Origin of the sequence: Candidatus Rhodoblastus alkanivorans (genome assembly GCF_022760755.1) — a bacterium.
Taxonomy (GTDB): Bacteria; Pseudomonadota; Alphaproteobacteria; order Rhizobiales; family Beijerinckiaceae; genus Rhodoblastus; species Rhodoblastus alkanivorans.
In genome coordinates, this window is the sequence record NZ_JAIVFP010000001.1 from 2,396,190 (window position 1) to 2,421,136 (window position 24,947).

18 protein-coding genes and 1 pseudogene are annotated in these 24,947 nt (G+C 66.0%); 14 read left to right on the plus strand and 5 right to left on the minus strand.

The window, feature by feature from the left end; genetic code table 11:
• The first annotated feature begins 63 nt into the window (after window positions 1–63).
• Genes K2U94_RS11185 through K2U94_RS11200 form a run of 4 tightly spaced genes read left to right on the plus strand, consistent with a single transcriptional unit; the run spans window position 64 to window position 3,616 of the window.
• Window positions 64–1,209 carry an MlaE family ABC transporter permease gene (locus K2U94_RS11185; RefSeq protein ID WP_243067291.1) on the plus strand — a complete coding sequence of 382 codons (1,146 nt, stop codon included), beginning with the start codon at window positions 64–66 and terminating at the stop codon, window positions 1,207–1,209.
• A gap of 8 nt (window positions 1,210–1,217) precedes the next feature.
• Complete coding sequence (locus tag K2U94_RS11190) at window positions 1,218–2,018, plus strand: ABC transporter ATP-binding protein (protein ID WP_243067292.1); 801 nt, start codon at window positions 1,218–1,220, stop codon at window positions 2,016–2,018.
• A 13-nt stretch (window positions 2,019–2,031) separates the two neighbouring features.
• A complete protein-coding gene (locus K2U94_RS11195; protein WP_243067293.1) occupies window positions 2,032–2,949 on the plus strand; it encodes an MlaD family protein in 918 nt (305 codons plus the stop codon).
• A gap of 43 nt (window positions 2,950–2,992) precedes the next feature.
• Window positions 2,993–3,616, plus strand: a complete 624-nt coding sequence (locus K2U94_RS11200; protein ID WP_243067294.1) for an ABC-type transport auxiliary lipoprotein family protein — start codon at window positions 2,993–2,995, stop codon at window positions 3,614–3,616.
• 86 nt (window positions 3,617–3,702) lie between these two features.
• On the opposite strand, the gene K2U94_RS11205 is transcribed toward K2U94_RS11200, so the two are convergent.
• On the minus strand, window positions 3,703–11,073 hold the full coding sequence (locus K2U94_RS11205) for an apolipoprotein A-IV repeat region-like domain-containing protein (protein ID WP_243067295.1): 7,371 nt from the start codon (window positions 11,071–11,073) through the stop codon (window positions 3,703–3,705).
• Between the two features lie 343 nt (window positions 11,074–11,416).
• Between K2U94_RS11205 and K2U94_RS11210 the strand changes: the two genes are divergently transcribed.
• Entirely contained in the window at window positions 11,417–11,800 is a 384-nt protein-coding gene (locus tag K2U94_RS11210) for an Hpt domain-containing protein (RefSeq protein WP_243067296.1), read from the plus strand.
• On the opposite strand, the gene pcaD is transcribed toward K2U94_RS11210, so the two are convergent.
• Genes pcaD through map form a run of 3 tightly spaced genes read right to left on the minus strand, consistent with a single transcriptional unit; the run spans window position 11,797 to window position 14,123 of the window.
• Entirely contained in the window at window positions 11,797–12,576 is a 780-nt protein-coding gene (gene pcaD, locus K2U94_RS11215) for a 3-oxoadipate enol-lactonase (RefSeq protein WP_243067297.1), read from the minus strand. The genes K2U94_RS11210 and pcaD overlap by 4 nt on opposite strands.
• 11 nt (window positions 12,577–12,587) lie before the next feature.
• Entirely contained in the window at window positions 12,588–13,280 is a 693-nt protein-coding gene (gene radC / locus K2U94_RS11220; RefSeq protein ID WP_243067298.1) for a RadC family protein, read from the minus strand.
• A 12-nt stretch (window positions 13,281–13,292) separates the two neighbouring features.
• On the minus strand, window positions 13,293–14,123 hold the full coding sequence (gene map, locus K2U94_RS11225) for a type I methionyl aminopeptidase (protein ID WP_243067299.1): 831 nt from the start codon (window positions 14,121–14,123) through the stop codon (window positions 13,293–13,295).
• A 167-nt stretch (window positions 14,124–14,290) separates the two neighbouring features.
• Here map and K2U94_RS11230 point away from each other — a divergent pair.
• From K2U94_RS11230 to K2U94_RS11240, 3 genes and pseudogenes are all read left to right on the plus strand, one after another.
• A pseudogene (locus K2U94_RS11230) lies at window positions 14,291–15,078 on the plus strand (COG4705 family protein).
• 61 nt (window positions 15,079–15,139) lie between these two features.
• A complete protein-coding gene (locus tag K2U94_RS11235; protein WP_243067300.1) occupies window positions 15,140–16,003 on the plus strand; it encodes an FkbM family methyltransferase in 864 nt (287 codons plus the stop codon).
• The gene (locus K2U94_RS11240) at window positions 15,996–16,727 is read left to right on the plus strand and encodes a competence/damage-inducible protein A (protein WP_243067301.1); all 732 of its coding nucleotides are present in this window, start codon (window positions 15,996–15,998) and stop codon (window positions 16,725–16,727) included. The genes K2U94_RS11235 and K2U94_RS11240 overlap by 8 nt, the downstream gene beginning before the upstream one ends.
• A gap of 27 nt (window positions 16,728–16,754) precedes the next feature.
• Here the strand turns inward: K2U94_RS11240 and K2U94_RS11245 are convergent, their stop codons facing one another.
• Window positions 16,755–17,492, minus strand: a complete 738-nt coding sequence (locus K2U94_RS11245; RefSeq protein ID WP_243067302.1) for an amino acid ABC transporter ATP-binding protein — start codon at window positions 17,490–17,492, stop codon at window positions 16,755–16,757.
• Window positions 17,493–17,719: 227 nt separating this feature from the next.
• On the opposite strand from K2U94_RS11245, the gene K2U94_RS11250 reads away from it, so the two are divergent.
• From K2U94_RS11250 to K2U94_RS11275, 6 genes are all read left to right on the plus strand, one after another.
• Window positions 17,720–18,457: a hypothetical protein gene (locus K2U94_RS11250; RefSeq protein WP_243067303.1), complete on the plus strand. Its 738-nt coding sequence runs from the start codon at window positions 17,720–17,722 to the stop codon at window positions 18,455–18,457.
• A 48-nt stretch (window positions 18,458–18,505) separates the two neighbouring features.
• Complete coding sequence (locus tag K2U94_RS11255) at window positions 18,506–18,922, plus strand: hypothetical protein (RefSeq protein ID WP_243067304.1); 417 nt, start codon at window positions 18,506–18,508, stop codon at window positions 18,920–18,922.
• 31 nt (window positions 18,923–18,953) lie between these two features.
• The gene (locus K2U94_RS11260; protein ID WP_243068853.1) at window positions 18,954–21,692 is read left to right on the plus strand and encodes a heavy metal translocating P-type ATPase; all 2,739 of its coding nucleotides are present in this window, start codon (window positions 18,954–18,956) and stop codon (window positions 21,690–21,692) included.
• 187 nt (window positions 21,693–21,879) lie between these two features.
• Window positions 21,880–23,307: a cytochrome c oxidase accessory protein CcoG gene (gene ccoG, locus K2U94_RS11265; protein WP_243067305.1), complete on the plus strand. Its 1,428-nt coding sequence runs from the start codon at window positions 21,880–21,882 to the stop codon at window positions 23,305–23,307.
• A gap of 154 nt (window positions 23,308–23,461) precedes the next feature.
• Complete coding sequence (locus K2U94_RS11270) at window positions 23,462–23,794, plus strand: hypothetical protein (RefSeq protein WP_243067306.1); 333 nt, start codon at window positions 23,462–23,464, stop codon at window positions 23,792–23,794.
• Window positions 23,795–23,878: 84 nt separating this feature from the next.
• A protein-coding gene (locus K2U94_RS11275; protein WP_243066496.1) for an IS630 family transposase occupies window positions 23,879–24,936 on the plus strand; the annotation gives its coding sequence in 2 pieces (ribosomal slippage) (window positions 23,879–24,365 and window positions 24,365–24,936; 1,059 coding nt in all).
• The last annotated feature ends 11 nt before the right edge of the window (window positions 24,937–24,947 follow it).

The following is a 24,947-nucleotide window of genomic DNA, read 5'->3' on the forward strand; positions in this document are numbered from 1 at the left end:
TGCAAGATCAGGGATTCTCGTAAAACGTTCGGCCTTTGGCCGTCAGACAGCGGAAGCGCGTCGATGCCGAGTTCGATTTCCGCCGAGCCGGCCTTTTCGGTTGAAAGGGACGGCGAGACTGTTCGCCTCGTCCTGCGAGGGGCGTGGACGATCGCGGCGTCGCGGGCGTTGGAAAAGACGGCGAACGCGCTGGCCGCGGCGGGCAAGGGCGCGGCGCGGGTTGCGATCGACTTCGCCGGGGTGGCGCGGCTCGACACCGCCGGCGCCTGGCTGATCGACAAGGCGCGGGCGCAGATGGCCGCGGGCGGCGCCGCGACCGAATATCACAGCCTCGATTCGGATCAGAGCATCCTGCTGCGCGAGGCCGCCTATGCCCCGCCCGCGCGCGAACCGGGGCCAAGGACCAATTTGCTCGTCGATCTGCTGGTCCGGCTCGGTCAATGGGCCGCTATGATCGGCGGCAATGTGATGACCGGCGTGTCCTTTCTCGGCGAACTGGCGGCCGTGGCGCTGCGCGTGATGCTCAATCCGTCGCTCACCCGCCCGACGTCGATGATCTATCACATGGAAAACTTCGCCCTGCGCGCCGTGCCGATCGTCGCGACCATCAATTTCCTGGTCGGTTGCATCGTTGAACAGCAGGGCATATTCCAATTGCGTCGCTTCGGCGCCTCGACCTATGCGATCGATCTGATCGGCGTGCTCGTCCTTCGCGAACTGGGCGTGCTGCTGACCTCCATCATGATCGCGGGCCGTTCCGGTTCGGCGATCACCGCCGAGCTCGGCTCGATGAAAATGCGCGAGGAAATCGACGCCTTGCGCGTGATGGGCATGTCGCCGACGGAAGTGCTGGTCATGCCCCGCATGCTGGCGCTGATCTTTTCCCTGCCGCTTCTGACCTTCATCGCCGACATGGCGGCCCTCGGCGGCGGCATGATTACCGCCTATCTTTACAGCGGCATCAGCGTCGAATCCTTCCTGGTGCGGCTGCAGGACGCCATCGGTCTCAACACTTTTCTCGTTGGCCTGATCAAATCGCCCTTCATGGCGCTGGTCATTGGCATCATCGCCTGCATCGAAGGCTTTCGCGTCGTCGGATCGGCCGAGTCGCTCGGCCGGCAGGTCACTGTTTCGGTCGTCAACGCAATCTTCATGGTGATTTTCGTCGATGGCCTGTTCGCTATCTTTTTCGCGGGCATCCATTACTGAGGAATTCGATGGGGTCGAACCGAGTAGAGCCGGTCATCCGGGTGCGTGGGCTGAAAGTCGGGTTCGGGACCAAGCTGGTCCTCAAGGGGCTCGACCTCGATGTCAATCCGGGCGAGGTGACCGGCTTCGTCGGCGGCTCCGGGCAAGGCAAATCCGTGCTGACCCGCGCCATTCTCGGGCTTGTTCCGAAACAGGCGGGGACCATCGAGGTGTTTGGCGAGGATATCGGCCAGCTCTCTTCCGCCGAACACCGCGCGCTGGAGCGGCGCTGGGGCGTGATGTTCCAGGGCGGCGCTCTCTTTTCCGCCCTCACCGTGAAGCAGAACATCCAGATTTCGATGCGGGAACATCTCGCGCTCAGCCAGGCGGTGATGGACGAACTGGCTATGCTGAAAATCAAGCTGGTCGGCCTGCCGCCAGACGCCGCGGACAAATTCCCTTCAGAACTTTCCGGCGGCATGGTCAAGCGCGCCGCGCTCGCCCGCGCTTTGGCGCTCGATCCGGAGCTTCTCTTTCTGGACGAGCCGACTTCGGGACTCGATCCGATCGGCGCGGCGGATTTCGACGATCTGATCGCGACCCTGCGCGCGACGCTGGGCTTAAGCGTCTTCATGGTCACGCACGATCTCGACTCGCTCTATTCGATATGCGACACAATCGCGGCGCTTGCGGACGGCCAGGTGATCGCCTCCGGCCCGCTAGCGACCATGCTCGCTTCCGATCATCCGTGGCTGCGCTCCTATTTCCATGGCAAGCGCGCGCGGTCGATCGTCGCGCCGGGACACGCCGGCGCGGGCGAGCAGAGCTAGGAGGAGCCGAAACATGGAGACCCGCGCCAATTATGCGCTGATCGGCCTGTTCACTTTGGCGGTGATCATCGGCGCCTTCGGGTTCATCTATTGGTTCAAGACCTATGGCCAGCAGACGGCGCACACGAGCTATGTGATCCATTTCAACGGCTCCGTCTCCGGCCTGCTCAACGGCGCCGCGGTGCAGTTCAATGGCCTCAAGGTCGGCGATGTCACCGAACTTGGACTCAATCCGGAAAATCCCAGTCAGGTCTACGCGCGCATCTCGATCAACGCCAATACGCCGGTGAAGACCGACACCAAGGCCTCGCTCGAATTCGGTGGACTGACCGGCGTCGCCTGGGTGGCGCTGCAGGGCGGCAGCGCGAGCGCCGAGCCTTTGCCGCCGGGCGGCGTGCTCGAGGCCTCCGGATCGGCGCTTCAGTCCCTGTTGCAGAAGGCGGAGAAACTCTCGGTCAAGGCCGACAAGGTGCTGGGGGAGGTGGATAGCGCCCTGACCAGCCTGAACGGACTGCTGAAGGAAAGCGGGCCGGGGATTACCGCCTCGGTGAACAACATCCAGAAATTGACGGGGGCGCTCGCCGACAAGAGCGGCAATTTCCTCCAGTCGCTCGACAGCATCGAGCCGGGCAAGGTGCGCAACATCGTGAGAAATACCGATGAGGCGATGGCCAAGGTGAACAATCTGCTCGGCGGCCCCGGCGGCAAGAGCATGATCTCGGATATTTCCGACGCGGCGCGCTCGGTCAGGAAGCTGGCCGACAGCCTGAACCGCTTCGCCAATACCGGGCTGCGTCAATATGAGGGCCTTGCAGTTGACGGCCGCAAGACGCTCCAGGACGTCGATCACGCGGTCAAGACCATCGAGAGAGATCCGCAAAGCATCATCTTCGGCCGAAAGCCGGCGTTGCCGGAATATCGTGGGCGCTAAGCGAAAAATCGGCGCCGGCCGGCCCTGAAGGGAAACAGACAGCGTGGTCAGCAATACCGGAACCAAAACGCGGCGGGCGCGCGGGACGCGGCGGAAAACGGCGGCCGTTACGGCGCTTGGCGCGGCGTTCGCCTTCGGTCTGGCCGGCTGCGCGAGCCTGTCCCCGCCGCCGCAACGCTTCGACCTTCGCGCGGCGTCGGCGCGGGCGCGCCCTTCGAGCGCGACTTTCGCGGTTCCGACGCCGACCGCTTACGATCCTCTGGACAGCAATCTGATCGTGGTGCGCAGCGCCGACGGCGCGCTGAGCCGTTCGCCCGGCGCGGAATGGGCGGATCGCTTGCCTTCCCTGCTGCGGGGCCGCATCGTCCAGACTTTCGAAAACGCCGGACTCGCCCGGCAGGTCGCGCCATTCGGCAATTCCGCGCAATATGCCCTGCCTGTCGAAGTGCGGCGCTTCGACATTGACGCCGCCACCCACATGGCCGAAGTCGAACTGACCGCGCGTCTGATTGCCGAAGACGGCGGCCGGATCGTCGCCGCCAAGGTGTTTTCCGCCTCGGAGCCCGTCGCCGAAATCGGGGGCGCCGCGCCGCCTGTGGCGCTGGACCAGGCTCTCTCGATAGTGCTCGCCCGCATGATCCCCTGGGCCGCGTCCCTGGGGCGATAAGACCGCACAACCCGCCGCGAAGCGCGGAAGCGCAAAAGAAAACGCCCGGATCGCTCCGGGCGCTGATTTTTGTCGTTGCCCTTTGCTCAGCCGAGACGGCCGGAGGCGTGGGCGAGCAGGCTGTATACCTTGCCGGTTTCCGACGTGAGATAGGACCGCGTCAGCAGGCCGTCACGGTCCTGCCGGCTGACGTCGCCGAGCAGACGCTCGAATTCCTGCAGATAGCGATCGACCGTCAGGCGGAAGTCGTGATCCTCGCCGTAACGGCGGCGCACGTCGTCGAAGGTCTTCTGGCCCTGAGTCGTATAGAGACGGCGGTTGAACGCCGCGCTCTCGCCGCGGCGGAAGCGGTCCCAGGCGTCGATCAGCGCCGTTTCGTCCACCACCCGGGCGATTTCCGCCGACAGGCTGTCGAGCGAATCGGCGGGAGCCGCCGGGCGGCGCGCCGCCGGCTCGTCGGCCGAGGCGCGCGCGAGCAGGTCGCTCATCCAGCCGCCGCGCTCCGCGGGGGCCGCCGGGGCGGGCGCCGGCAAGGCGGCGGCCGCGACCGGCCGCGCCGCCTGCGGTCGTGAGTCGAAGCGCGGCGTCTCGCGGGCGGGTTCCCGCCGCGAAGGCGTTTCGCTGCGCGGCTCGAGCGCCGGCTGGGGACGCGCGGGTTCGGGTTCGACCACGTCATAGGCCCGGCCCGAGCGGGCGACCAGTTCGGTCAGCTCGTTCAGGGCCTGCATCTGCTCGGTGACGATCCTGCGCATGGTCGCAGCCTGTTCACCGGTCTCACGCGGGAGATCGACCATGCCGCGCTTCAGCTCCTGCCGGGTCGATTCCAGCTCGCGCTGGATTTCGCCGGTCATCGCCCGCAGCTCCTGCGACACGCCCTTGTAACGTTCCGAGGTCTGTTGGAACAGCTGGTTCATTTGCGCCAGGGTCTGTTCATAGGCGGCGCTCAGCTCGGCGGCCGTCTTCTCGCGTTCGCGCGCCGTCTTCTCGCGCAATTCGTCATACTGGCTGGTGAGCGCGCCCGCCGTGGCGGAAGTCGCGGAAGACAGGAAGTCGCCGACCTCGCGGGCGCGCGCCTCGGCCTGGGTCAGAGTGCGCGCGATCATCGCCGAGAAGCCGTTGAGGCGCATTTCATATTCGTTCTGACGCTTCTGGGCCTCGTCATAAAGCGCCTGGAGGCTTTGCATGCGCGCCTCGAGCGCGGCGTTGATCGCCTCCTGGGCTTCCGCGGCATCGTTGACGCGGGCCTGCAGGCTTTCGTCCACTTGCGCCTGAGCGCGGTTCAATTCCTGCAGGCGGGCGTCGAAGCCGTGGCGGATTGTGGCGTGTGCTGTGGTCATCTCGCGCAGCGACGACTCCAGCGCTTCCATCTGGTCGTGGATCGCGTGCGCGGCGCCGCCAATGCCTTCTTCGGTCTGGCGGGCCGCCGAGTCGAGACGGTCCACTTCGCCATGGAGGCTCTCGATGGCGGTCCCGAGCGCGCCGATCCGCGGCGCCAGGGCGCCTTCGACCTGGGTCAGTCCGGTTTCGGCCTTGTCGATCGTCGCGAGGAGGGCGCGATGGGTTTCCGCCATATTGGCGATCAGCCCGCCGACGTCCTGCTTCATGCGGCCGCTCGCCTCTTCGAGCGCCGCGGTCATTTCCGCCTGGCGGCGGCCGAGATGCGCGATGAGATCGTTCGAACGCCCGGCGAGCGCGCCGACCGCGCTCTCGCTGAAAGCGACGATCTGCGATACGACTTCGCCGCCGCGCGTGGTCAGCAGTTCGACCAGATTCGCCCCGCGCGAATCGTACCACTCATGCAGTTCTGCGACGCGGGCGCCCAATTCGCCGGTGAGCGCCCGTCCGCGGCCGTCGACAGTCTGTTCGATCTGCGCGATGCGGCGGTCCATTTCCTCGCCGACCTGGCCGAGGCGGCCGACCACATTCTGCTCGAACAGGTCGATCTGGCCGCTGAGACTGACGGCGATCTCATTGGCGCGGCCGCCGAGCGCAGCATCGATTTCATCGGTCTTGGCGGACAGCTGCCGGGCGACGGCGTTGGAGCGGGCGAGAATGATCCCGTCGAGCTCGCGGCCCTTGGCCTCGAGTGTGTCGCGGACCTCGCCAAGGCGACCGGCGATCTTCTGCTCGAAGGTCGCGACATGGCTGTCGAAGCTGGCGGCGATCTCGTCGGCGCGGCCGCCGAGCGTGGCGTCGAGCTCCCTAGTCTTCGTGGCGAGCTGATGGGCGAGGGCGTTGGAGCGCGACGCAATGACCGCGTCGAGATCGCGGCCCTTGGCGTCGAGCGTCTCCTGGACCTCGCCGAGACGGCCGACCACATTCTGCTCGAACATCGCAATATGGCCGCCGAGGCTCGCGGCGATCTCGCTGGCGTGTCCGCCCAACGTGGCGTCGAGTTCCCCGGTCTTGGCGGAGAGTTCGAGAGAGAGGGCGTTGGAGCGCGACGCAATGGCCGCGTCGAGTTCGCGGCCCTTGGCGTCGAGCGTCTCCTGGACCTCGCCGAGGCGGCCGACGACATTCTGCTCGAACATCGCAATATGACCGCCGAGGCTGGCGGCGATCTCGCTGGCGCGTCCGCCGAGCGTGGCGTCGATCTCCTCGGCCTTGGCCGAGAGCTCCCGGGTGAGGGCGTCGGAGCGCGACAGAATGATCGCGTCGAGCTCGCGGCCCTTGGCTTCGAGCGTGTCGCGGACCTCTCCGAGGCGGCCGACGACATTGCGCTCGAACAGATCGATATGGCCGCCCAGATGGCCGGAAATCTCGGTGGCGCGGCCGCCGAGCGTGGCGTCGATCTCCTCGGCCTTGGCCGAGAGCTCCTGGGTGAGGGCGGTCGAGCGCGCGAGGATGATCTCGTCGAGTTCGCGCGCCTTGGCGTCGAGCGCCCTGCCGACCTCGCGGCCGCCTTCGCCGAGCACTTTGGCGATATCGATGGCGCGGCCCGCCAAAGCGTCGTTGAGCTGGCGCGAGCGCGTCGAGAGGCCAGTCTCCACCTTGGCGATGAGATCGTCCATGACGCGGGCGACGTCCTCGGTCTTGCTGGCGGCTCTATGGTCGAAGCGATCGATCTGCTGCTCCAGCAGGTTCGCCGTCTCTTCGGCGCGGCGGCCGAGGCGCGTCTCGAGCTGGGCTCCGTGAATGTTGATCGCCATTTCGATGGCGGCGAGCCGCGAGGAGATCGCGGCGGCGAGGGCTTCCGACTGCTCGCCGATCCGCGTGGAGGCGCTGGCGCCCAGATCGGAAATGGTGTTGTCGAAACTCGCCAGCGTCTCGCTAAGCATGGCGCGCAGGGCTTCGGTTTCCGTCCGGATGTGCTCCACCGAGCCTTCGCCGCCCGAACGCAGGAGCTGATCCAGCGCCGCGAACTGGCCGACGAAATCGGCCTTGAGCCGTTCGGCGTGGTCGCTGAGCCGCGCCTGGGTCTCGGCGACGCCGGTCGCCATGCGGTCCTCGAAGATTTCGAGATGCGAAGCGATTTCCTGCGACATGCGCGCGGCGTGGTGGCCGAGGCTGCCCGAGGCGTCCTCGCCGCCGCGCAGCATCGCCTGTTCGAAGGCGTCGAACCGCTCCGACAGGGCTTCGGCGACGCGCTCGCCATGGACGCCGATCGCCGCGACCGCCTCCGAGGCGAGCTGGGCGAAACGCTTCTGGCTTTCGGCGACCCGCGAGGCAATGGATTCGGCGGTCTGCCCAGCGGTGGCCGCGAAATTGCGGTCGAGATTCGCCGTCTGCGCCAGCAAAGCGGAGACGGTTGCGTCGGCGGCCTCCTGGAAGCGCGCCTGCGCGGCGGCGACATTGCCGCCAAGGACGTCCGCGATCGACCCGCCGATCTCGGCCAGCGCCTGGCGCAGCAGCTCGGTCTGTTCCGAAGTTTGCGCGTTGAAGGCGCCGAACTGGGCCTGGAAGGTCTCGGCGTGGCGCGCGAGCGCCGAGCGCTGGGTTTCGGCTGTCGCGGCGACGCTCCTTTCGAGGCGTTCGCCCTGGGCGGCGACGGCTTCGATCGCCTGCTGCGCGCTTTCGCCGACGCGTTGCGCGAAAGCCTCCGCCTGGCTGACGAAGGCCGCGAGGGGCGCGTCAGTGACAGCGGCGACGCTCTGTTCCAGGCGCTCCGTATGGGCGGCGACCGCCTCGATCGTATGCTGCGCGGCCTCGCCGAAGCGCTGCTCGAACGCCTCCGTTTGGCTGACGAGGGCGGCGAGGGGCGCGTCGGTCGCGGACGCGACGCTCCGTTCGAGACGCTCCGCCTGGGCGGCGATCGCTTCCGTCGCCTGTTGCGCCGTTTCGCCGAAGCGCCGGGCCACGGCCTCCGTCTGCTCGACCAGATGGGTCATGGGCGCCTCGACCGCCGAAACGACGCCTTGATCGAGGCGCTCGACATGGGCCGCCATGGCGTCGAGCGCCGCCTGGGTCGCTTCGCCGAGACGCTGCTCGACCGCGTCAGTATGGCTGGCGAGGGCGGCGATATGGGTTTCGGTCGCGGCGACGACGCCGCGCTCCAGGCGCTCGCTGTGGGCGACGATGGCGTTGGTCGCCTGCCGGGCGGTTTCGCCGAAGCGCTGCTCGAAGCCGTCGGTATGGCCGGTGAGGGCGACGAGCTGACTCTCGGTCGCGCTCGCCACGCCGCGCTCGATCCGATCGCCCTGGGCGACGAGAGCGTCGACGGCCTGTTGCGCGGTCTGTTCCAGCTTCTGCTCGAAGGCCTGGGTCTGGCTGACGAAGGCGGCGAGCGGCTCTTCGGTCGCGGCGGCGACGCTATGTTCGAGGCGTTCGGTTTGGGCGACGATGGCCCGGATGGTTTGTTGCGCGGTTTCGCCGAAGCGCTGCTCGAAGGCCTGGGTCTGGCTGACGAAGGCCGCGAGCGGCGCCTCGGTCGCGGCGGCGACGCTTTGATCGAGACGCTCGACATGGGCGCCGATGGCGTCCAGAGCGGTCTGGGTCGCTTCGCCCAACCGCTGCTCGACCGCGTCGGTATGGCTGCCGAGAGCGGCGATATGGGTTTCGGTCGCGGCGACGACGCCGCGCTCCAGCCGCTCGCTGTGAGCGACGATGGCGTCGGTCGCCTGCCTGGCGGTCTCGCCGAAGCGCTGCTCGAAGCCTTCGGTATGGCCGGTGAGGGCGACGAGCTGGCTCTCGGTCGCGCTCGCGACGCCGCGTTCGAGGCGGTCGCCCTGGGCGACCAGAGCGTCGAGGGCCTGTTGCGTCGTCTGCTCCAGTTTCTGCTGGAAGGAATCGGCATGGCCCGAAAGCGCGGCGATCTGCCTGTCCGCCGCATGAGCGACGCCATGTTCCAGCCGGTCGGTCTGGGCGACGATCGCTTCAACCGTCTGCTGCGCGGTCTGGCCGAACAGCCGTTCGAAGCTTTCCGTATGGCCGGCGAGCGAAGAGAGCTGGTCCTGGGTCGCGGCGGCGACCACATGCTCCAGCCGCTCGCCCTGTGCGGCGACGGCTTCGATGGTGTTGTGCGCCGTCTGGGCGAATTGCTCCTGGAAGGCGTTCGTATGGCCGACGAGCGCGACGAGCGTCTCCTGCATCGCGCCGCCGACGGTCCGTTCCAGATTCTGGACGTTCTGGGTCAGCGCGCTTTCGACCTGGCCCGTATGCGTTTCGAACTGCGTGATCGTCGCCCCGGCGAGGGCTTCGATCCGCTGCTTGAGCGTGTCGGCCTTTTCGCCGATCGCGGCAAGGGCGGATTGGGTCGCCTCATCCACGATTTCGCGCAGATTGGCGGTATGGCCCGAGACCGATTCGATGGTCTCGCCGGCGACCTGGGCGAATTGCGTATTGAACGCCTGGGTATGGCCGGCGAAGGCGGCGAGCGTCTCGTTCGCCGCCTGGCCGAAGTTTTCGCGCAGGGCGGCCGCCTGGCTCGCGACCTCTTCCGTGGTCTTGGCGCTGACGGTGGCGTAGGCTTCGCCGACCGCTTCGACATTGGCGCCGAAATCCTCGATCGTCCGCTGCGTCGTCGCGCCGACATGGCGCTGGAAGGCCTCGGCCTTGGTCGTCATTTCCTCGATCGCGGCGGCGGCGGCGGCGGAGAATTCCTCCACCGCGCGCTGGCGATGGCCGGCGAGCGCTTCGGAGACGGCGTCGCCCAGCGAGGCGAGCTGATTGCGCGCTTCGGCCGACTGCTGGCCGATCTTGGCGCTGACCTCGTCGCCGGTCAGGGCGAGGGCCTGCTGGAAGGCTGGCCCCTGAACGCCGACCAGATGTTCGAGGCGCGCCGCCTGCTCGGTAAGGCTCGCGGTCCATTGCCGCGAGCGCGCCCCGAGCGTTTCGCCCAGGCGCGCGCCGATCTCGTCGAGGCCCTGCGACATGCCGTTCGTCCGCTCCTCGGCCTGTTCGAGGAAAGTCGTCGCGAAGCCGCGGAGATCGCCGTCGATTTTCGATGCGCGCGCGTCGATCAGGCGCGCGGTCTCCTCGCTCGACTGGCTGAAGGTCTGAATCAGGTTGCGGGCGCGCTCGTCGAGCTGGCGCAGAAGCGTCTCGCCGGATTGCAGGAACGCCGTTTCGATCGCGGAGCCCTTGCCCTCTATGGATTTCGCGATGCGGTCGCCGGTCTGCTCGAGCATTTCGGTCAGCTGTTTCGTCGCCGAGTCGAGTTCGCCCGCGACCGCCGTATGGGCGTCGCCGAGGGCGCTGGAAATCTGGTCGGCGTTGGAGACGATGGATTCGCGCTCGCTCGCCAGTTCGTTGAGCAGGACGCGGATGCGGCGCTCGTTGTCGCCATAGGTTCGTTCGAGCGCGGAGACCTCGGCGCGGACCATGGTTTCGAGCTCGCTGGCGCGGGCGAGCGCGCGCTCTATGCCGTCGCCCATCGAGGCCACTTCGCGGCGGATCGCCTGGCTCAGGGTCACGACCTGTTCGGTGGCGATGGTTTCAGGCTCGGCGAGGCGGATCGCCACTTCGGCCATGGAGCGGGCGGTGTGGCGCATTTCCTGCGTGCGGCGCAGCACGGCGCCCATGGCGAGGAAGAAGATGACAGGGCCGATCAAAGCGAAGGCGGAGGCCGCGGCCCGCGGGCTGAACAGCGCGCCGGAGAAAGCGGCGCCGTGGTTGGCGAGGACATAGCCGCTCCACAGGCCGACCCAGATGAGGGAAGCGAATATTGCGACGGTTAGGGCGCTGGAGCTGGGTTTCGTTTGAAGGGCCTGGAGAATCTGCCCGACCGAAGGCCGGTCGTCGTTGGCCGGGCGGGGGCTCGACGGCGGACGCTGGGGATCCGGCTGTTTGGCGACAGGCGCCAGCTCGTTGGGCGGCACTTCCGGCAGGCGCGGCGCGGGTTCGGGGGCTTCGGAGCGCGGCGTCGGCAGCTGGAAATCGAGCTTGGGGGCTTGCGCGGGCGATTCCGGTTCGGGCGCGGGCGTCGTCGAGGCCTCGGGCTCGATATTGAGCCTGAGGGCATCCTCGATGGCCGACAAAGCGGCTGCCGCCGGATCCTGAGCCTTGTTCGGTGTGGACATATCGGAATCGCCTCTACGACTAACTGGACGGCGTGCGGAGCAACCGCCGACGCCGGTAAACGGCCGAAATTCCGGCAGTTAACCAAGACGTACTCTACGCCCGCGCCGCCGCGATGAAAACGGGCGCGTGAGGGGCTTTTGCGAACGTCGTTAACGGACCATTAGGCATATTTTCAAAAAAACCCGCAAAAGCCTGAAAAGTAAGGGATCCTTGAAGCGCTCCGCCATAGACTCCGGACACGGAAAACGTGTGGATTTTTCATATCCGCAACCAGTGATCGCGGCCGAGCGGCGCGAATTGGCCCGCGACTCGTCGCGCCGCAAGCATGGATCGAGGTTAATCATGGGCGTCGCCGCGCATCGGGAAAGCGATAATCTCAACCCTTCCGCCGCGCCGGGGCCCTTCGACTCGCCGATCGATCTTGTCCATCTCGCGCGCCAGACGATGGGCGACCGCGAATTGGAAAAGGAAGCGCTCGCCCTGTTCGACCGGCAGGCGGAGCAGATTTCCGAAAAGCTGCGCTTCGCAGCTTCCGGCCCGGCGGCCGCCGATCTCGCGCACAAGCTGAAAGGCTCGGCCCGCGCCATCGGCGCGGTCGCCGTGGCCGCCGCCGCGGACCATTATGAACATGCGGCCCGCGCCGGCGCGCTGAAACAGGCCGACGCCGACCATCTGGTTGTCGCGACGGCGGCGGCGCGCGCCTTTTTGCGCGAACTGGACGCCTAGACGAGAAACTTCTCCACCGCCGCAAGAAAGGGGTGGGCCGCTTCGACGCAAGAGAGATGGGCGGCCGGCAGGCGGACGAGGCGCGCGTCGGGCAGGGCGCCAGCGAGGGCCTCGCCGAGCGCGGGCGGCGTCGAGGCGTCGGCGTCACCGACGATCACCAGCGTCGGGCGCGGCGGCGCCGCGCGAATCGCGTCGCGCAGGTCGGCGTCACGCAGAGCCGCGCAGCAGGCGGCGTAGCCGAGCGGCGGCGTGGCGCGCACCAGTTTTTCGATCTGCTGGTATCTTTCCGGATCCGTTGCGCGGAAGGCCGGGGTCAGCCAGCGCTGAACCACAGCCGCCGCAAGATCGGCCATGCCGCCGCCGCGCGCCGCGCGAATGCGCGCGTTCCAGTTTTCGGGACCGGGAAACCAGGCGGCGGTGTTCGAGAGCACGACCCTGTCGAGCCGGTCCGGGGCGTGGATCATTAGCCATTGCCCGATCGCGCCGCTCATCGACAGGCCGACGAAATGGGCGCGGGCCAGGCCGAGCGCGTCCATCAGGGCGACGACGTCGCCGCCGAGGTCGGAGAGGGAATAGGGGCCGGGCGGGACATCCGAGCCGCCATGGCCCCGGGCGTCGAATCGCACCACGAAGAATTTTTTGGCGAGAATCGGCGCGACTTCGTCCCAGACGCTCAGGCTCGCGCCGAGCGGATGAGCGAGGATCAGGGTCGGCGCGCCGGGCGCGCCTGCGGTCGCGACATTGAGGGACAGGGCGCCGATGTTCATTTTGCTCATGGCGAATTTCCTCAGATCAGCTTCATCGCGCGCATCGAGGCGTGGCCATTGCGGCCAACGATCAGATGGTCGTGCAGCTTGACGCCGAGCGGCTTGGCGAGCGCGGCGATGGTCTCGGTCATGGTCACGTCGGCGGTCGAGGGCGTCGGGTCGCCCGAGGGATGATTGTGGACGAGGATCATCGCGCTGGCGTTCAGCTCCAACGCGCGGCGGATCACCTCGCGCGGATAGACGGGCGTGTGATCGACCGTGCCGCGCCCCTGTACCTCGTCGGCGAGCAGGCCGTTCTTCTTGTCGAGGAATAGAACGCGGAATTCCTCGGTCTCGCGAAAGGCCATGGCGCCGCGGCAATAATCGAGCACCTGGGCGAAGGAGCCGAGCTCCAGCCGCTTCTTCATGGATTGCCGGGCGAACCGCAGCGCCGCCGCCTCGACGATCTTCAGTTCCGTCACCACCGCGTCGCCGACATAATCGACTTCCTTGAGCCGCGCCGGCGGCGCCGCGATCACTTCGGCGAAGGAGCCGAAGCGCTGCATCAGCATTTTGGCGATGGGCTTGACGTCGCGGCGCGGAATGGCGCGAAACAGCAGCAGCTCCAGCAATTCGTAATCGTGCAGGCCTTCAGCGCCGCCTTTCAGGAAACGCTCACGCAGCCGCTCACGGTGGCCGGCGTTGAGCGAGTCTTTTGTCGGCTGCTGGTCCACGACGGCGTCGGGTCAGGGCGCCGTGACATAGGGCGGACAGTTCAGCCCGCGCGGTGAGAGCGTGAAGATTTCGCAGCCCCCGGCGGTGACCCCCACAGCATGTTCGAACTGGGCGGAGAGCGAGCGGTCGCGGGTCACGGCGGTCCAGCCGTCGGACAGGATTTTCACCTGCGGCTTGCCGACATTGATCATCGGCTCGATGGTGAAGAACATGCCCTCGCGCAGGGTCACGCCCTGTCCCTTATTACCGTAATGGAGGATGTTGGGCTCGTCGTGGAACAGGCGGCCGAGGCCGTGGCCGCAGAATTCGCGCACCACCGAGCAGCGCTCGGATTCGGCGTAAGATTGGATGGCGTGGCCGATGTCGCCGGTGGTGGCGCCGGGCTTGACCACGGCGATCCCCCGCAAAAGCGCTTCATAGGTCACCTGGCACAGGCGCTGCGCGCGGCGGGGAACCTCGCCGACATAATACATGCGGCTCGAGTCACCGTGCCAGCCGTCGACGATATAGGTGACGTCGATATTGACGATGTCGCCATCGCGCAGGGGCTTGGAATCGGGGATGCCGTGGCAGACGACATGGTTGACCGAGGTGCAGATCGACTTGCGATAGCCGCGATAATCGAGCGGGGCCGGATAAGCGCCGTGGTCCATGCCGAATTCATAGGCCAGCTTGTCCAGCGCGTCGGTGGTGACGCCGGGCTGGGCGGCCTCGACCATGAGGTCGAGTGCTTCAGCCGCGATCCGGCCGGCCTTGCGCATGCCTTCGAACCCTTCCGGGCCATGAATGCGAATATGGCCGGTCTTGCGGCTCGGCAGCGCGTCGGCTTCGATGAAGGTCATCTAAATGGTGTGTCCTTTCGTCACGCGGACTTCGCGTCCTCCCTGACGGGCGCGGCCGCGACAAATTTCAGGGTATGATATTCTTTTTCCAGATTTAGCCCAAACCCTGTCCGGCGCAAGGGGCCAACGCGCTCACCATGCCCGTTCCCTCCAGGAGACAGAGATCAATGACGGACGAATCACGGAAACCGCGCCTGAGCAAGGTTCCAGAGGTCACGCTCGGCTTCTGGGTCGTCAAGATTCCCGTGACGACGCTCGGCGAGACCGGCGGCGACGCGGTCACCATGTCGATGCACCTCGGCCATGCCGTAGGAACGATCATCTTCTTCGCCGCTTTCGTCCTGGCCGCGGCGGTCCAGGTGCGGGCGCGCGGGTTCCACCCCTAATTTTATGGCTTACGATCGTCGCAACCACCACTGTGGGCACGACTTTTGCCGATTTGGTCGATCGCTCGCTCGGAATCGGCTATTGGGTCGGCTCCGCCCTGCTTGCGGCGTTGCTCGCGACGTCGCTCGCCGTCTGGCGCTGGTCGGAAGGGACGGTTTTGGTCGAAACGGTGACGACGCCGCGGGTCGAGGCTTTCTACTGGACGACGATCCTGTTCTCGCAGACTTTGGGCACGGCGCTCGGCGACTGGATGGCCGACGCCAGCCACATTGGCGTTCATCTGGGCTTCGGCGGCGGCGCGCTCGTATTCGGCGCCGCGCTCGCGGGCCTTGTCGCGTTCTATTATTACACGAATATTTCGCGTGTCGCGCTGTTCTGTGCGGCCTTCATCCTGACGCGGCCGCTGGGCGCGACCGTCGGCGACTTTCTCGACAAGGCGCATCAGCTCGGAGGGCTGGGCTTGAGCCGCTATTACGCCTCGGCGGTGCTGATCGTCGCCATCCTCGTCTTGCTCATCACCTTTCCCCAGCGCGCCGGCGCTCATCCCTCCGCGCGCGAGGCGTCATGATGACGGGCGGGGCGGCCCAAAGGTCTTGGCCGCTGGCGCTGGGGCTGGTATTAACCCCTCCATGCGCGCGATTCCCGCCAATGATTTGTCTCCTTTCGGGCAATATCGGCCGCAAGGCGCCTTGCGCGGCCTGCTGCGCTTCACGCAGAGCGCCGGAGCCCATTGGCTCGGCCAGCGCATGGCGCTGCTGGTGCGGCGGATCGGCCTGCGCCGGCTGCGCGCCCGTCCCGTCGACGTGACGGTGGACACGCTGAAAGCGCGGATGCGGCTTTATCCATACAACAACGCCTGCGAAAAGCGCCTGCTGTTCACGCCGCAATTCTCCGACCGCGAGGAGCGCCGCTTCCTTGCCGCGCGGATTTCTCCCGACATAACCTTTTTCGACATCGGCGCGGGCTGCGGCGCCGGCAGCCTGTTCGTCGCGCTGCGCGCCGGCCCGCGCGCAAGAGTTCTCGCGGTCGAACCCCAGCCGCTGCTGTTCGAGCGGCTGGTTTATAACCTCCGCCAGAACCCGGCCGCGACCGTCAAGGCGCTCGATTGCGCGGTCGCCGACGTCGACGGCCCGGTGACCTTGTTCTATCATTCGCGCGATCTCGCCGAGACTTCCATGCGCATCGTCAGCGCCGAGAACAGCGGCGGTTCGTTCCTTGCGCCGGCCAAATCGCTCGCGACGCTTGCCCGCGAGGAGGGGCTGCGCCGCATCGACGTGATGAAGCTCGACGTCGAGGGAGCCGAGGATCTGGCGCTGGAGCCTTTCCTCACCAACGAGCCCGAGTCGCTGTGGCCGCACGCGCTGGTGCTCGCTTATTCTCCGGCGAAATGGGAGGTCGATCTGCTCGGCCTGCTCGAAAGCCGGGGCTATGTCCCGGTCGCGCGGACCAAAGTCTACGTGATGTACGAACGCGGGCGCCGCGCGGATGGTTGAAGGGCGCGTCACGGCCGCCGTGCTGGTGATCGGCGACGAAATCCTGTCTGGCCGGACCCGCGACGCCAACAGCCACTATATCGCCCATTACCTGCTTCAGATCGGCATAGAAACGCGCGAAATCCGCGTCGTGCCGGATGTCGAGGAGGAGATCGTCGCCGCGCTCAACGCCCTGCGGTCTCGCTACGATTATGTCTTCACCACCGGCGGCATTGGCCCCACGCATGACGACATCACCGCCGACGCGGTGGCCAAGGCGTTTGGCGTCGGAATTTCCGAGGACCCGCGCGCGCTTGCTTTGCTGCTGGAGCGGATCAAGCCCGAGGATTTGAATGCGGCGCGCCGGCGCATGGCCCGGATTCCGGACGGCGCGGAACTGGTCGCCAATCCGATCTCCAAGGCGCCCGGCTTCTGGATCGGTAATGTCGTCGTCATGGCCGGGGTGCCGGCGGTGATGCAGGTCATGCTTGACGATGTCGCGCCCAAGCTCGCCCATGGCGTGAAAATCTTGTCGGAAACCATTGACGCTCTTGGTCTTCCGGAAGGCGCCTATGCGGCCGGGCTGATGGATCTGGCGAAGGCTTTTCCGCAATTGTCGATCGGCTCCTATCCTTCGCTGCGCGAAGGGAAATTCTTCAACCAGATCGTGCTGCGCGGCCGCGATGGCGACGTCCTGGCGGCGGCGGCGGAAAGGACCCGCGCCATGCTGCGCGGGCTGGACTGAAGGGCCGTTCGCCCGGCGCGTCTTCGGTCAGCGCAGAATCTGCTGGAGGAAGCTTTTCGTGCGCTCATGGCGGGGCGCCGTGAAAAACGCCTCCGGCGCCCCGATTTCGACGATCTGGCCCTGGTCCATGAATATCACCCGGTCGGCGACCTGGCGGGCGAAGCCCATTTCATGGGTCACCACCATCATGGTCATGCCCTCGCGCGCCAGCGCCTCCATCGTGTCGAGCACTTCCTTGACCATTTCCGGGTCGAGCGCCGAGGTCGGTTCGTCGAACAGCATGAGTTTCGGCTTCATGCACAAAGCCCGGGCGATGGCCACACGCTGTTGCTGGCCGCCCGAAAGCCCGGCGGGATATTTTTGCGCCTGTTCGGCGATCCTGACTTTTTCCAAATAATGCAAGGCGACCGCCTCGGCCTCGGTCCTGGGAAGCTTGCGCGCATGGACCGGCGCCAGCATGCAGTTTTCCAGCACGGTCAGGTGAGGAAAAAGGTTGAAATGCTGGAAGACCATGCCGACCTCGCGCCGGACCTCCTCGACGCTGCGCAGATCGTCGGTCAGTTCGACCCCGTCCACCACGATCCGGCCCGACTGATGCGTCTCCAGTCGGTTGACGCAGCGGATGAGGGTCGATTTGCCCGACCCGGAGGGGCCGCACAACACGATCTTCTCGCCCCGCGCGACTTCGAGATCGACGTCCCGCAGCGCATGGAATTCGCCATACCATTTATTGACGCCGATCATGCGAATCGCGGCTTCGGTCATGGGGAGGCCCGGTCGGAGGAATCAATATCTGGAAGCCGCGTCATGTATGGGCGGGCCCCTTTGCGCAAGAGATATTTGGACGGCCACGACTTACGGGTCCGATGCGGCCATATATTCGGCCATTCAAGCGCGGCGCCAAAACAGGCCATTGCGGCCTACACTTTCGCGCGGGTTAAAAAAGCGTTATGAACGCGCACCCCGCGCCCAGCGCGCTACAGAGGCGAAACATGGCCGATACCCGTTACGAGGAACTGGTCGCCCATGCGGTGAAGTCGATCATGGATGCGGAGGTCTGGTCGAAGCCATATCCGCACATGATCTTCCGCGATTTCTGGCCCGAGGATTTTTATCGCGAGTTGAACGCGAAGCGGCCGGAGGAAAAGAATTATTTCCAGCTCAACGGCGCCAACACCCGCCGCCAGTTCACTTTGTTCGACGGCTCCTGCGACGCCGGCGACGACGAGCGGCGCGCTTTGTGGAAGCTGGCGTCCGACGTTCTGTCCGCGCCCGAACTCGAAGCCGCCATGCGTACGCGGCTCGACGAGGGCTTGAAAATCCGCTCCAACGCCAGCAAGGAAGGCTGGCCGATCCCGATGTATCCCAGGCCCGTGCTCTATTGCGATTATGACGGCTACCGGATCAAGCCGCATCCCGACACCAGGCGAAAAGTCATCACCATGATGATTTATATGCCCGAGGACGACAGCCAGAAGGCGCTTGGCACGACGCTCTACCGGCTGTCGCCACAGGGTCTGTTCTCGTGGAAACATTTCGGCCTCGCCGAGGAAAAGACCGTGCCCTTCCTGCCCAATAGCGGCTGCGCCTTCGTCGTCATCCATCCGGCCTATGATTTTCTGCACACCAGTTGGCACGGGCGCGAATCGATCGCGGTGGACAACGACAGGCCGCGCTTCTCGATCCTCAACACCTATTACGCCGAGCCGGTGCAGAAGGCGGTTTACTGACCCGCCGCCACGGCGCAGTATGCGCTTAAACGCGAGGCGCGGGGGAGCATGTTCCGGAACGAGTTGGGCGAGCGTCGCTGGCCGGTCCTCATCGTCGCGCTCGGGCTTACAATTGCGCCTTTGCTCGCCATTCTGGTGAACAAGTCGCTTGCGCCATGGGTCTTCCTGCCCTTCAAATGGCGCAACCTGCTATTTCTCGTCTTCGTGCCCTTCGTCCTCGGCGTGGTGAGCGAGACGCGCCCGATCATGGTCGGCGATCTCGAAGCGCGCGACGGCTCCGTGGTTTTCGCCGCGATCGTCCTGATCGTGTGGTTCGTCCTGCTGCTCAAGGGCTGGGGTTTCGACCTCTGGGCCAATGTTCTGCCCCTCGGCGTTTTCGTCTCGCAGGTCGGCGCCTTTCACGCCGGCCGCTGGGCCGGGCGGATCCCGCGCCATCGCCTGCCGGACGATCCCGGCCACGGTTGATCGGGCCTCGGCGCGAGACCATATGAACGCCATGAACGTCCAAACCCAATCGGAAACAGACGCCGCCTGTGGCGAGGGCGGGGCGCTGGCGCTCGGCGTCGGCGGCATGACCTGCGCCGCCTGTGTGCGTCACGTCGAAAAGGCGCTTAAAGACGCGCCCGGCGTGCTTGACGCCCATGTCAATCTGGTCGGCGAGCGCGCCGATCTGAAGCTCGCGCCCGAGGCCGACCTCGCCGAAATCGCGGCGCGGGTCAAGGAGGCCGGCTATGAGCCGCGCCTGACCCGCAGTGAACTGGGCGTCGGCGGCATGACCTGCGCCTCCTGCGTCGTCCATGTCGAAAAGGCCTTGAAAGCCGCGCCGGGCGTGGTTTCGGCCCGGGTCAATCTCGCGACCGAACGAGCCTATGTCGAAGGGATCGAAGGCGCGGTCGACGCGGCCGCCCTGGCCGCGGCGGTGCGCCGCGCCGGCTACGAGCCGCGCCCGGTCGAGGAAAAAGCAGCCGGGAAAATCGATCCTCTTGCACGCCGCGCCGCCGAAACCGAGGTCATGCGCCGCCGGTTCCTGCTCGCGGCTTTATTCGCCGCGCCCGTGGTCGTTCTGGAAATGGGCGGCCATATGTCGGCGGTTTTCGGCGCCTTTATCGACGCCGTCCTCGGCCATCACAATATGATGATTCTGGTCGCCGCGCTGACGACCATCGTCCTGTTCGGTCCCGGCCGGCGCTTCTTCACCATCGGCCTTCCTTCGCTGCTGCGCGGCGCGCCCGACATGAACGCCTTGGTCGCGCTCGGCGCCGGCGCGGCGTATCTCTATTCGCTGTTGGCGACTTTCGCGCCGCATATGCTGCCCGAGAGCGCGCGTCATTCCTATTTCGAATCCGCCGCGACCATCGTGGCCTTTATCCTGCTCGGCCGCTGGCTGGAGGCCCGCTCGCGCGGCCGCGCCGCAGACGCCATCGGCAAGCTGGCGCGGCTCCAGCCCAAGATCGCCCATGTCCGGCGCGAGGGCGCCGCACAGGATCTGCCGGTCGAGCAGGTTGTGGTCGGCGACGTCATCGAAGTGCGTCCGGGCGAATCGATTCCGGTGGATGGCGTGGCGACCGAAGGCGCGAGCCATGTCGACGAGAGTTTCATCACCGGCGAAGCGGCGCCGGTGACGAAAAAGCCCGGCGATCCGGTGACCGGCGGCAGCGTTAATCTCGCCGGCGCCTTCGCTTTCCGCGCGACCAAGGTCGGCGCCGACACTTTTCTTGCCGACGTCATCCGCATGGTCGAGACGGCGCAGGGCGCGCGCCTGCCGATCCAGGATCTCGCCGACCGCGTCACCGCCGTTTTCGTGCCCGCCGTGCTGGCGGCGGCGCTGGCGACTTTCGCGATCTGGCTCTATTTCGGCGGCCTCTCCGCCCTGAGCCTTGCCCTGGTCAGCGCGGTCAATGTGCTGATCATCGCCTGTCCCTGCGCCATGGGCCTCGCGACGCCGGCGGCGCTCGTCACCGGAACCGGGCGGGCGGCGGAACTCGGCGTGATCTTCCGCCAGGGCGACGCCTTGCAGACCCTGTGCGGCGTGAAAACTGTCGCCTTCGACAAGACCGGCACCCTCACCGAAGGCCGGCCGGCGCTGACGAAGATCGTGGCCGGCGAGGGTTTCGAGGCCGGGCGATTGCTTGCTCTGGCGGCGGCGGTCGAGGCGCGGTCGGAACATCCTTTAGGCCGGGCGCTGGTCGAGGCCGCGCGGGCGCGTCAGGTCCCTGCGGCCGAAGCGGTCGCCCATTTCGCCTACCAGCCCGGCCTTGGCGTGACCGGCGACGTCGGCGGCGCAAGAATTGCGGTTGGCTCGGCCGAACTTCTGGCCGCGCTCGGCGCTTCGCCCGACATTTTCGCGAAAACGGCCGAAGACCTCGCGGGGCAGGGCGCCTCGTGCTTCTTCATCGCCGTCGACGGCAAGCCCGCCGGCCTGTTCGCCTTCACCGACCCGCCGCGCCCTCAAGCCGCGCTGGCTATCGCCGCCCTGCGCGATCTCGGCTTGCGCGTCGCTTTGATCACCGGCGACCGCGAGGCCACGGCGCGGGCCGTCGGGCAAAAAATCGGCGTCGATGTGATTTTTGCCGGCCGCAGGCCGGAGGGCAAGGTCGCCGCCCTGCGCGAACTCGGCCTCGCGGGCCCGGTCGCTTTCGTCGGCGACGGCATCAACGACGCCCCGGCGCTCGCCGCCGCCGACATCGGCATCGCCATGGGCGCGGGGACCGACATCGCCGTGGAAAGCGCGCAGGTCGCGCTGATGTCGAGCGATCTCGCCAAGGTCGCCCAGGCCTTCGCCCTGTCCCGCGCCACCCTGCGCACGATCAAGCAGAATCTGGGCTGGGCCTTCGGCTATAACATCATTCTGATTCCCGTCGCGATGGGCGCGCTTTATCCCGCGTTCGCGATCATGCTCAATCCGAGCCTCGGCGCGGCCGCGATGGCTTCGTCAAGCCTGTTCGTGCTGGGCAACGCCCTGCGCCTGCGACAATTTGCCGTTCCTTCCCGTCATGATGGAGATCTGCCCATGTCCGAAGCCCCCTCTACCATTTTCGCCGTCTCCGACATGACCTGCGGCCATTGCGTCGCGCGGGTCAAGAAAGCCGTGCTTTCCCTTGAGCCGGGCGCGGAAGTGGAGGTCGATCTGGCCTCGGGAGACGTCACGGTCACCCCCGCCGCCGCCGATCCCGCGGTCGTCGCCACGGCGATCGCCGACGCCGGCTATCCGGCGCATGAAAAAAAACTTGGATAGGAAATAGACCTTTTATCCATATTCGAATATATCGGGTTCATGCTGGATCAATGCGGAGCCGCGCGATTGCCGCGACACTCCGCTCGACAGGCAGGATTTCCGAAAGGCGGATTCCGGTTATCGGATAAAAAATCCTGCTGTAGCAAAGGATTTACGCAATTCGCGCCTCCGCGTCAGGTGAAACCCGATGAACGACGAAACCCTCATCACTGGCCCGCTCTACGCCTCGCGCAAGAAGGTCTATCCGCAGGCGACTCACGGCACGTTCCGCAACATAAAATGGGCGGTGCTGGTCCTCACCCTCGGCGTCTATTATCTGCTGCCCTTCATTCGCTGGGATCGCGGCCCGAACCTGCCCAATCAGGCGGTTCTGATCGACATGGCGCATCGGCGCTTCTATTTCTTCTTCATCCAGATCTGGCCGCAGGAGGTCTATTATTTCACCGGCCTTCTGATCATGGCCGCCATGACCCTGTTCCTGATGAACGCGGTCGCGGGGCGCGTGTGGTGCGGCTATCTGTGCTGGCAGACGGTTTGGACCGACCTGTTCTATGCGGTCGAGCGCTGGGTCGAGGGCGACCGCCGCGAGCGCATGCTCAAGGACAAGAAGGGCTTCACCATCCGCCACGCCTATGAGCTGGCGCTGAAGCATTTCCTGTGGCTGATCATCGCCTGGTGGACCGGCGGCGCCTTCGTCCTCTATTTCGCCGACGCGCCGACGCTGGTGAAGCAACTCCTGACTTTCCAGGCGCCCGGAATCGCCTATACGTGGATCGGTATTCTCACCTTCACCACCTATATGTTCGCCGGCCACATGCGCGAGCAGACCTGCATTTATATGTGCCCCTGGCCTCGCATCCAGGCCTCGATGACCGACGAATGGGCGCTCAACGTTTCTTACGAGAGCACCCGCGGCGAGCCGCGCATGTCGGTGAAGAAGGCCGCCGCCGCCAAAGCCAAGGGCCTTCCGGCTGGCGATTGCATCGATTGCCACCAATGTATCGCGGTCTGTCCGACCGGCGTGGACATCCGCCACGGCTCGCAGCTTGGCTGCATCCAGTGCGGCCTGTGTATCGACGCCTGCGACAATGTCATGAAGGAAATCGGCCGTCCGCCGCGCCTGATCGCCTATGACACCGACATCAACATCCAGCGCCGCTTGGAAGGCCTGCCGCCGATTTTCCGTCCCATCCGCCCGCGCACGCTGATCTATCCGGTGATCATCGCCATGGTGGGCGGGTTGATGGTGTGGAAGCTCGCCACCCGCTCCGACCTCGGCATCGACGTCCTGCATGACCGCAACCCGATGTCGATTCCCATGACCGACGGCGGCGTGCGCAACGGCTACACCGTGCGCCTGCTGAACAAAGAGCCCAACGACCGACCGATCAACATCTCGGTCTCCGGCGCTCCCGGCCTGAAGTTGAAGATCGTTGACGCTCCCAACCCAACCCAGGCGACAGTCGGTCCCGACCAGACGCTGGAACTACGCGTCATCGTCGTCGCGCCGCCGGACGAGGTCCCGTCCAAGCCGGTCGACGTAACCTTTACCGCTTCGGACCCCTCGGGCAAGACGACGGCGACGGCGAAAGACCACTTCTTCCCCAACGGCTGACCCGCGTTTCTCGCACAGGGCCGGCCAGCGACGAAAGACTGGCGAAAACCTCCAGCAACGGGCGCGGTCTCTTGCCGCGCTCTTTTTTTCCCGCGTAGAAAGGGCGCGCAAGCGCCACGGTTTCGGCCGGACGCCGACGTTGGTTGGGGGTGGCATGAAGAACAGCAATGGCAAGGCCGAGGCGGGCGAAGCCGTCGTCGCGGCGGTCGAGGCGGATACGATCAATCAGGTGCGCGAGCTTCTGTTCGGCGCCGACAAGCGCGCCACCGACGCGCGTCTCGCGCAGATTGACGACAAGTTCGAGAAGATCGTCGCGGAATTGCGCGCCGACCTCGCCGCCAAATTCACCGATCTCGAAAATCGCATCGATACTCTGGCGCGCGATGTCGAAAACAGGCGCCTGACTTCGATCGACGATATTGGCGCGGCGATCGCCAATCTCGGCGCGACCGTCCGCAACATGGGCGCCTCGGGCAAGGCGCGCTAATACCAAGTCCCTGAAACTCTGACTCGGCGGGCGATTCCCAAACCGGCGTTTATTTGATTCAACAGGCGAACCAGGAGGTTCGCCATGCCGATTGCCCTTCGAGCAGATTTTGATGCGCGCTCCATGCGCGTTGCGGCCAAACGCGCGAAGGATGCGGCGCAGGCGCGGCGCTTGTTGGCCTTGGCGGCCATTTATGAAGGCGCCAGCCGCTCGAAGGCCGCCGAGATCGGCGGCGTCACGCGCCAGATCGTTCGCGATTGGGTGGTGAGATTCAACGCGGACGGCCCTGAGGGCCTGATCAACCGCAAAGCGCCAGGCCAACCCTCGCGGCTCAACGACGCCCATCGGGCGGCGCTCGCCACCGCAATCGAAAGCGGGCCGATCCCAGCCGCGCACGGCGTCGTGCGCTGGCGCCTCGTCGATCTTTGCCAGTGGATGTTCGAGGAATTCCGCGTCACCATCGCCAAACAGACGATGAGCCGGGAGCTGCGGGCGTTGGGCTACCGCAAGCTGTCGGCGCGCCCCAAGCATCACGCCCAGGCCGAGGGCGCGATCGAAGATTTTAAAAAAGTTTCCCCGCGCGCCTGGAGGAAATCGCGCGGGAAAAAGGCGTCGCCGCCGACAAAATAGAAGTCTGGTTCGAGGACGAGGCCCGGATCGGGCAGAAGAACAAGATCACCCGCCGCTGGGCCAAGAAGGGAACGCGCCCCAGCGCGCCCCATGATCAGCGCACCGCCTCGACCTATATTTTCGGCGCGATCTGTCCCAAGGACGGCAAGGGCGCGGCGCTCGTCCTGCCCAAGTGCGACACCTTCGCCATGAACCTCCACTTAGAGGAAATCGCCAAAAATGTCGCGCCCGGGGCGCATGCCGTCCTCATCCTCGACCAGGCGGGCTGGCACACGACGGACAAGCTCGCCGTTCCAGCCAACATCACCATCCTGCCGCTGCCGCCGAAATGCCCCGAACTCAATCCAGCCGAAAACGTCTGGCAGTTCCTGCGCGACAACTGGCTGTCGAACCGCGTCTTCAAATCCTACGACGACGTCGTCGATCATTGCTGCCACGCTTGGAACAAACTCATCGATCAGCCGTGGCGCATCATGTCGATCGGATTGCGTGACTGGGCGCACGGGTTCTGATCAACGAGACT

Bases quoted from the DNA above. Each gene is read 5' to 3' on its own strand.
- K2U94_RS11245 (WP_243067302.1), bottom strand. From the start codon at position 17,492: ATGACCGAAGCCGCGATTCGCATGATCGGCGTCAATAAATGGTATGGC.
- pcaD (WP_243067297.1), bottom strand. From the start codon at position 12,576: ATGAGCAAAATGAACATCGGCGCCCTGTCCCTCAATGTCGCGACCGCA.
- K2U94_RS11270 (WP_243067306.1), top strand. From the start codon at position 23,462: ATGAAGAACAGCAATGGCAAGGCCGAGGCGGGCGAAGCCGTCGTCGCG.
- K2U94_RS11185 (WP_243067291.1), top strand. From the start codon at position 64: ATGCCGAGTTCGATTTCCGCCGAGCCGGCCTTTTCGGTTGAAAGGGAC.
- ccoG (WP_243067305.1), top strand. From the start codon at position 21,880: ATGAACGACGAAACCCTCATCACTGGCCCGCTCTACGCCTCGCGCAAG.
- K2U94_RS11190 (WP_243067292.1), top strand. From the start codon at position 1,218: ATGGGGTCGAACCGAGTAGAGCCGGTCATCCGGGTGCGTGGGCTGAAA.
- K2U94_RS11255 (WP_243067304.1), top strand. From the start codon at position 18,506: ATGTTCCGGAACGAGTTGGGCGAGCGTCGCTGGCCGGTCCTCATCGTC.
- K2U94_RS11195 (WP_243067293.1), top strand. From the start codon at position 2,032: ATGGAGACCCGCGCCAATTATGCGCTGATCGGCCTGTTCACTTTGGCG.
- map (WP_243067299.1), bottom strand. From the start codon at position 14,123: ATGACCTTCATCGAAGCCGACGCGCTGCCGAGCCGCAAGACCGGCCAT.
- K2U94_RS11260 (WP_243068853.1), top strand. From the start codon at position 18,954: ATGAACGTCCAAACCCAATCGGAAACAGACGCCGCCTGTGGCGAGGGC.
- K2U94_RS11250 (WP_243067303.1), top strand. From the start codon at position 17,720: ATGGCCGATACCCGTTACGAGGAACTGGTCGCCCATGCGGTGAAGTCG.
- K2U94_RS11235 (WP_243067300.1), top strand. From the start codon at position 15,140: ATGCGCGCGATTCCCGCCAATGATTTGTCTCCTTTCGGGCAATATCGG.
- K2U94_RS11205 (WP_243067295.1), bottom strand. From the start codon at position 11,073: ATGTCCACACCGAACAAGGCTCAGGATCCGGCGGCAGCCGCTTTGTCG.
- K2U94_RS11210 (WP_243067296.1), top strand. From the start codon at position 11,417: ATGGGCGTCGCCGCGCATCGGGAAAGCGATAATCTCAACCCTTCCGCC.
- K2U94_RS11240 (WP_243067301.1), top strand. From the start codon at position 15,996: ATGGTTGAAGGGCGCGTCACGGCCGCCGTGCTGGTGATCGGCGACGAA.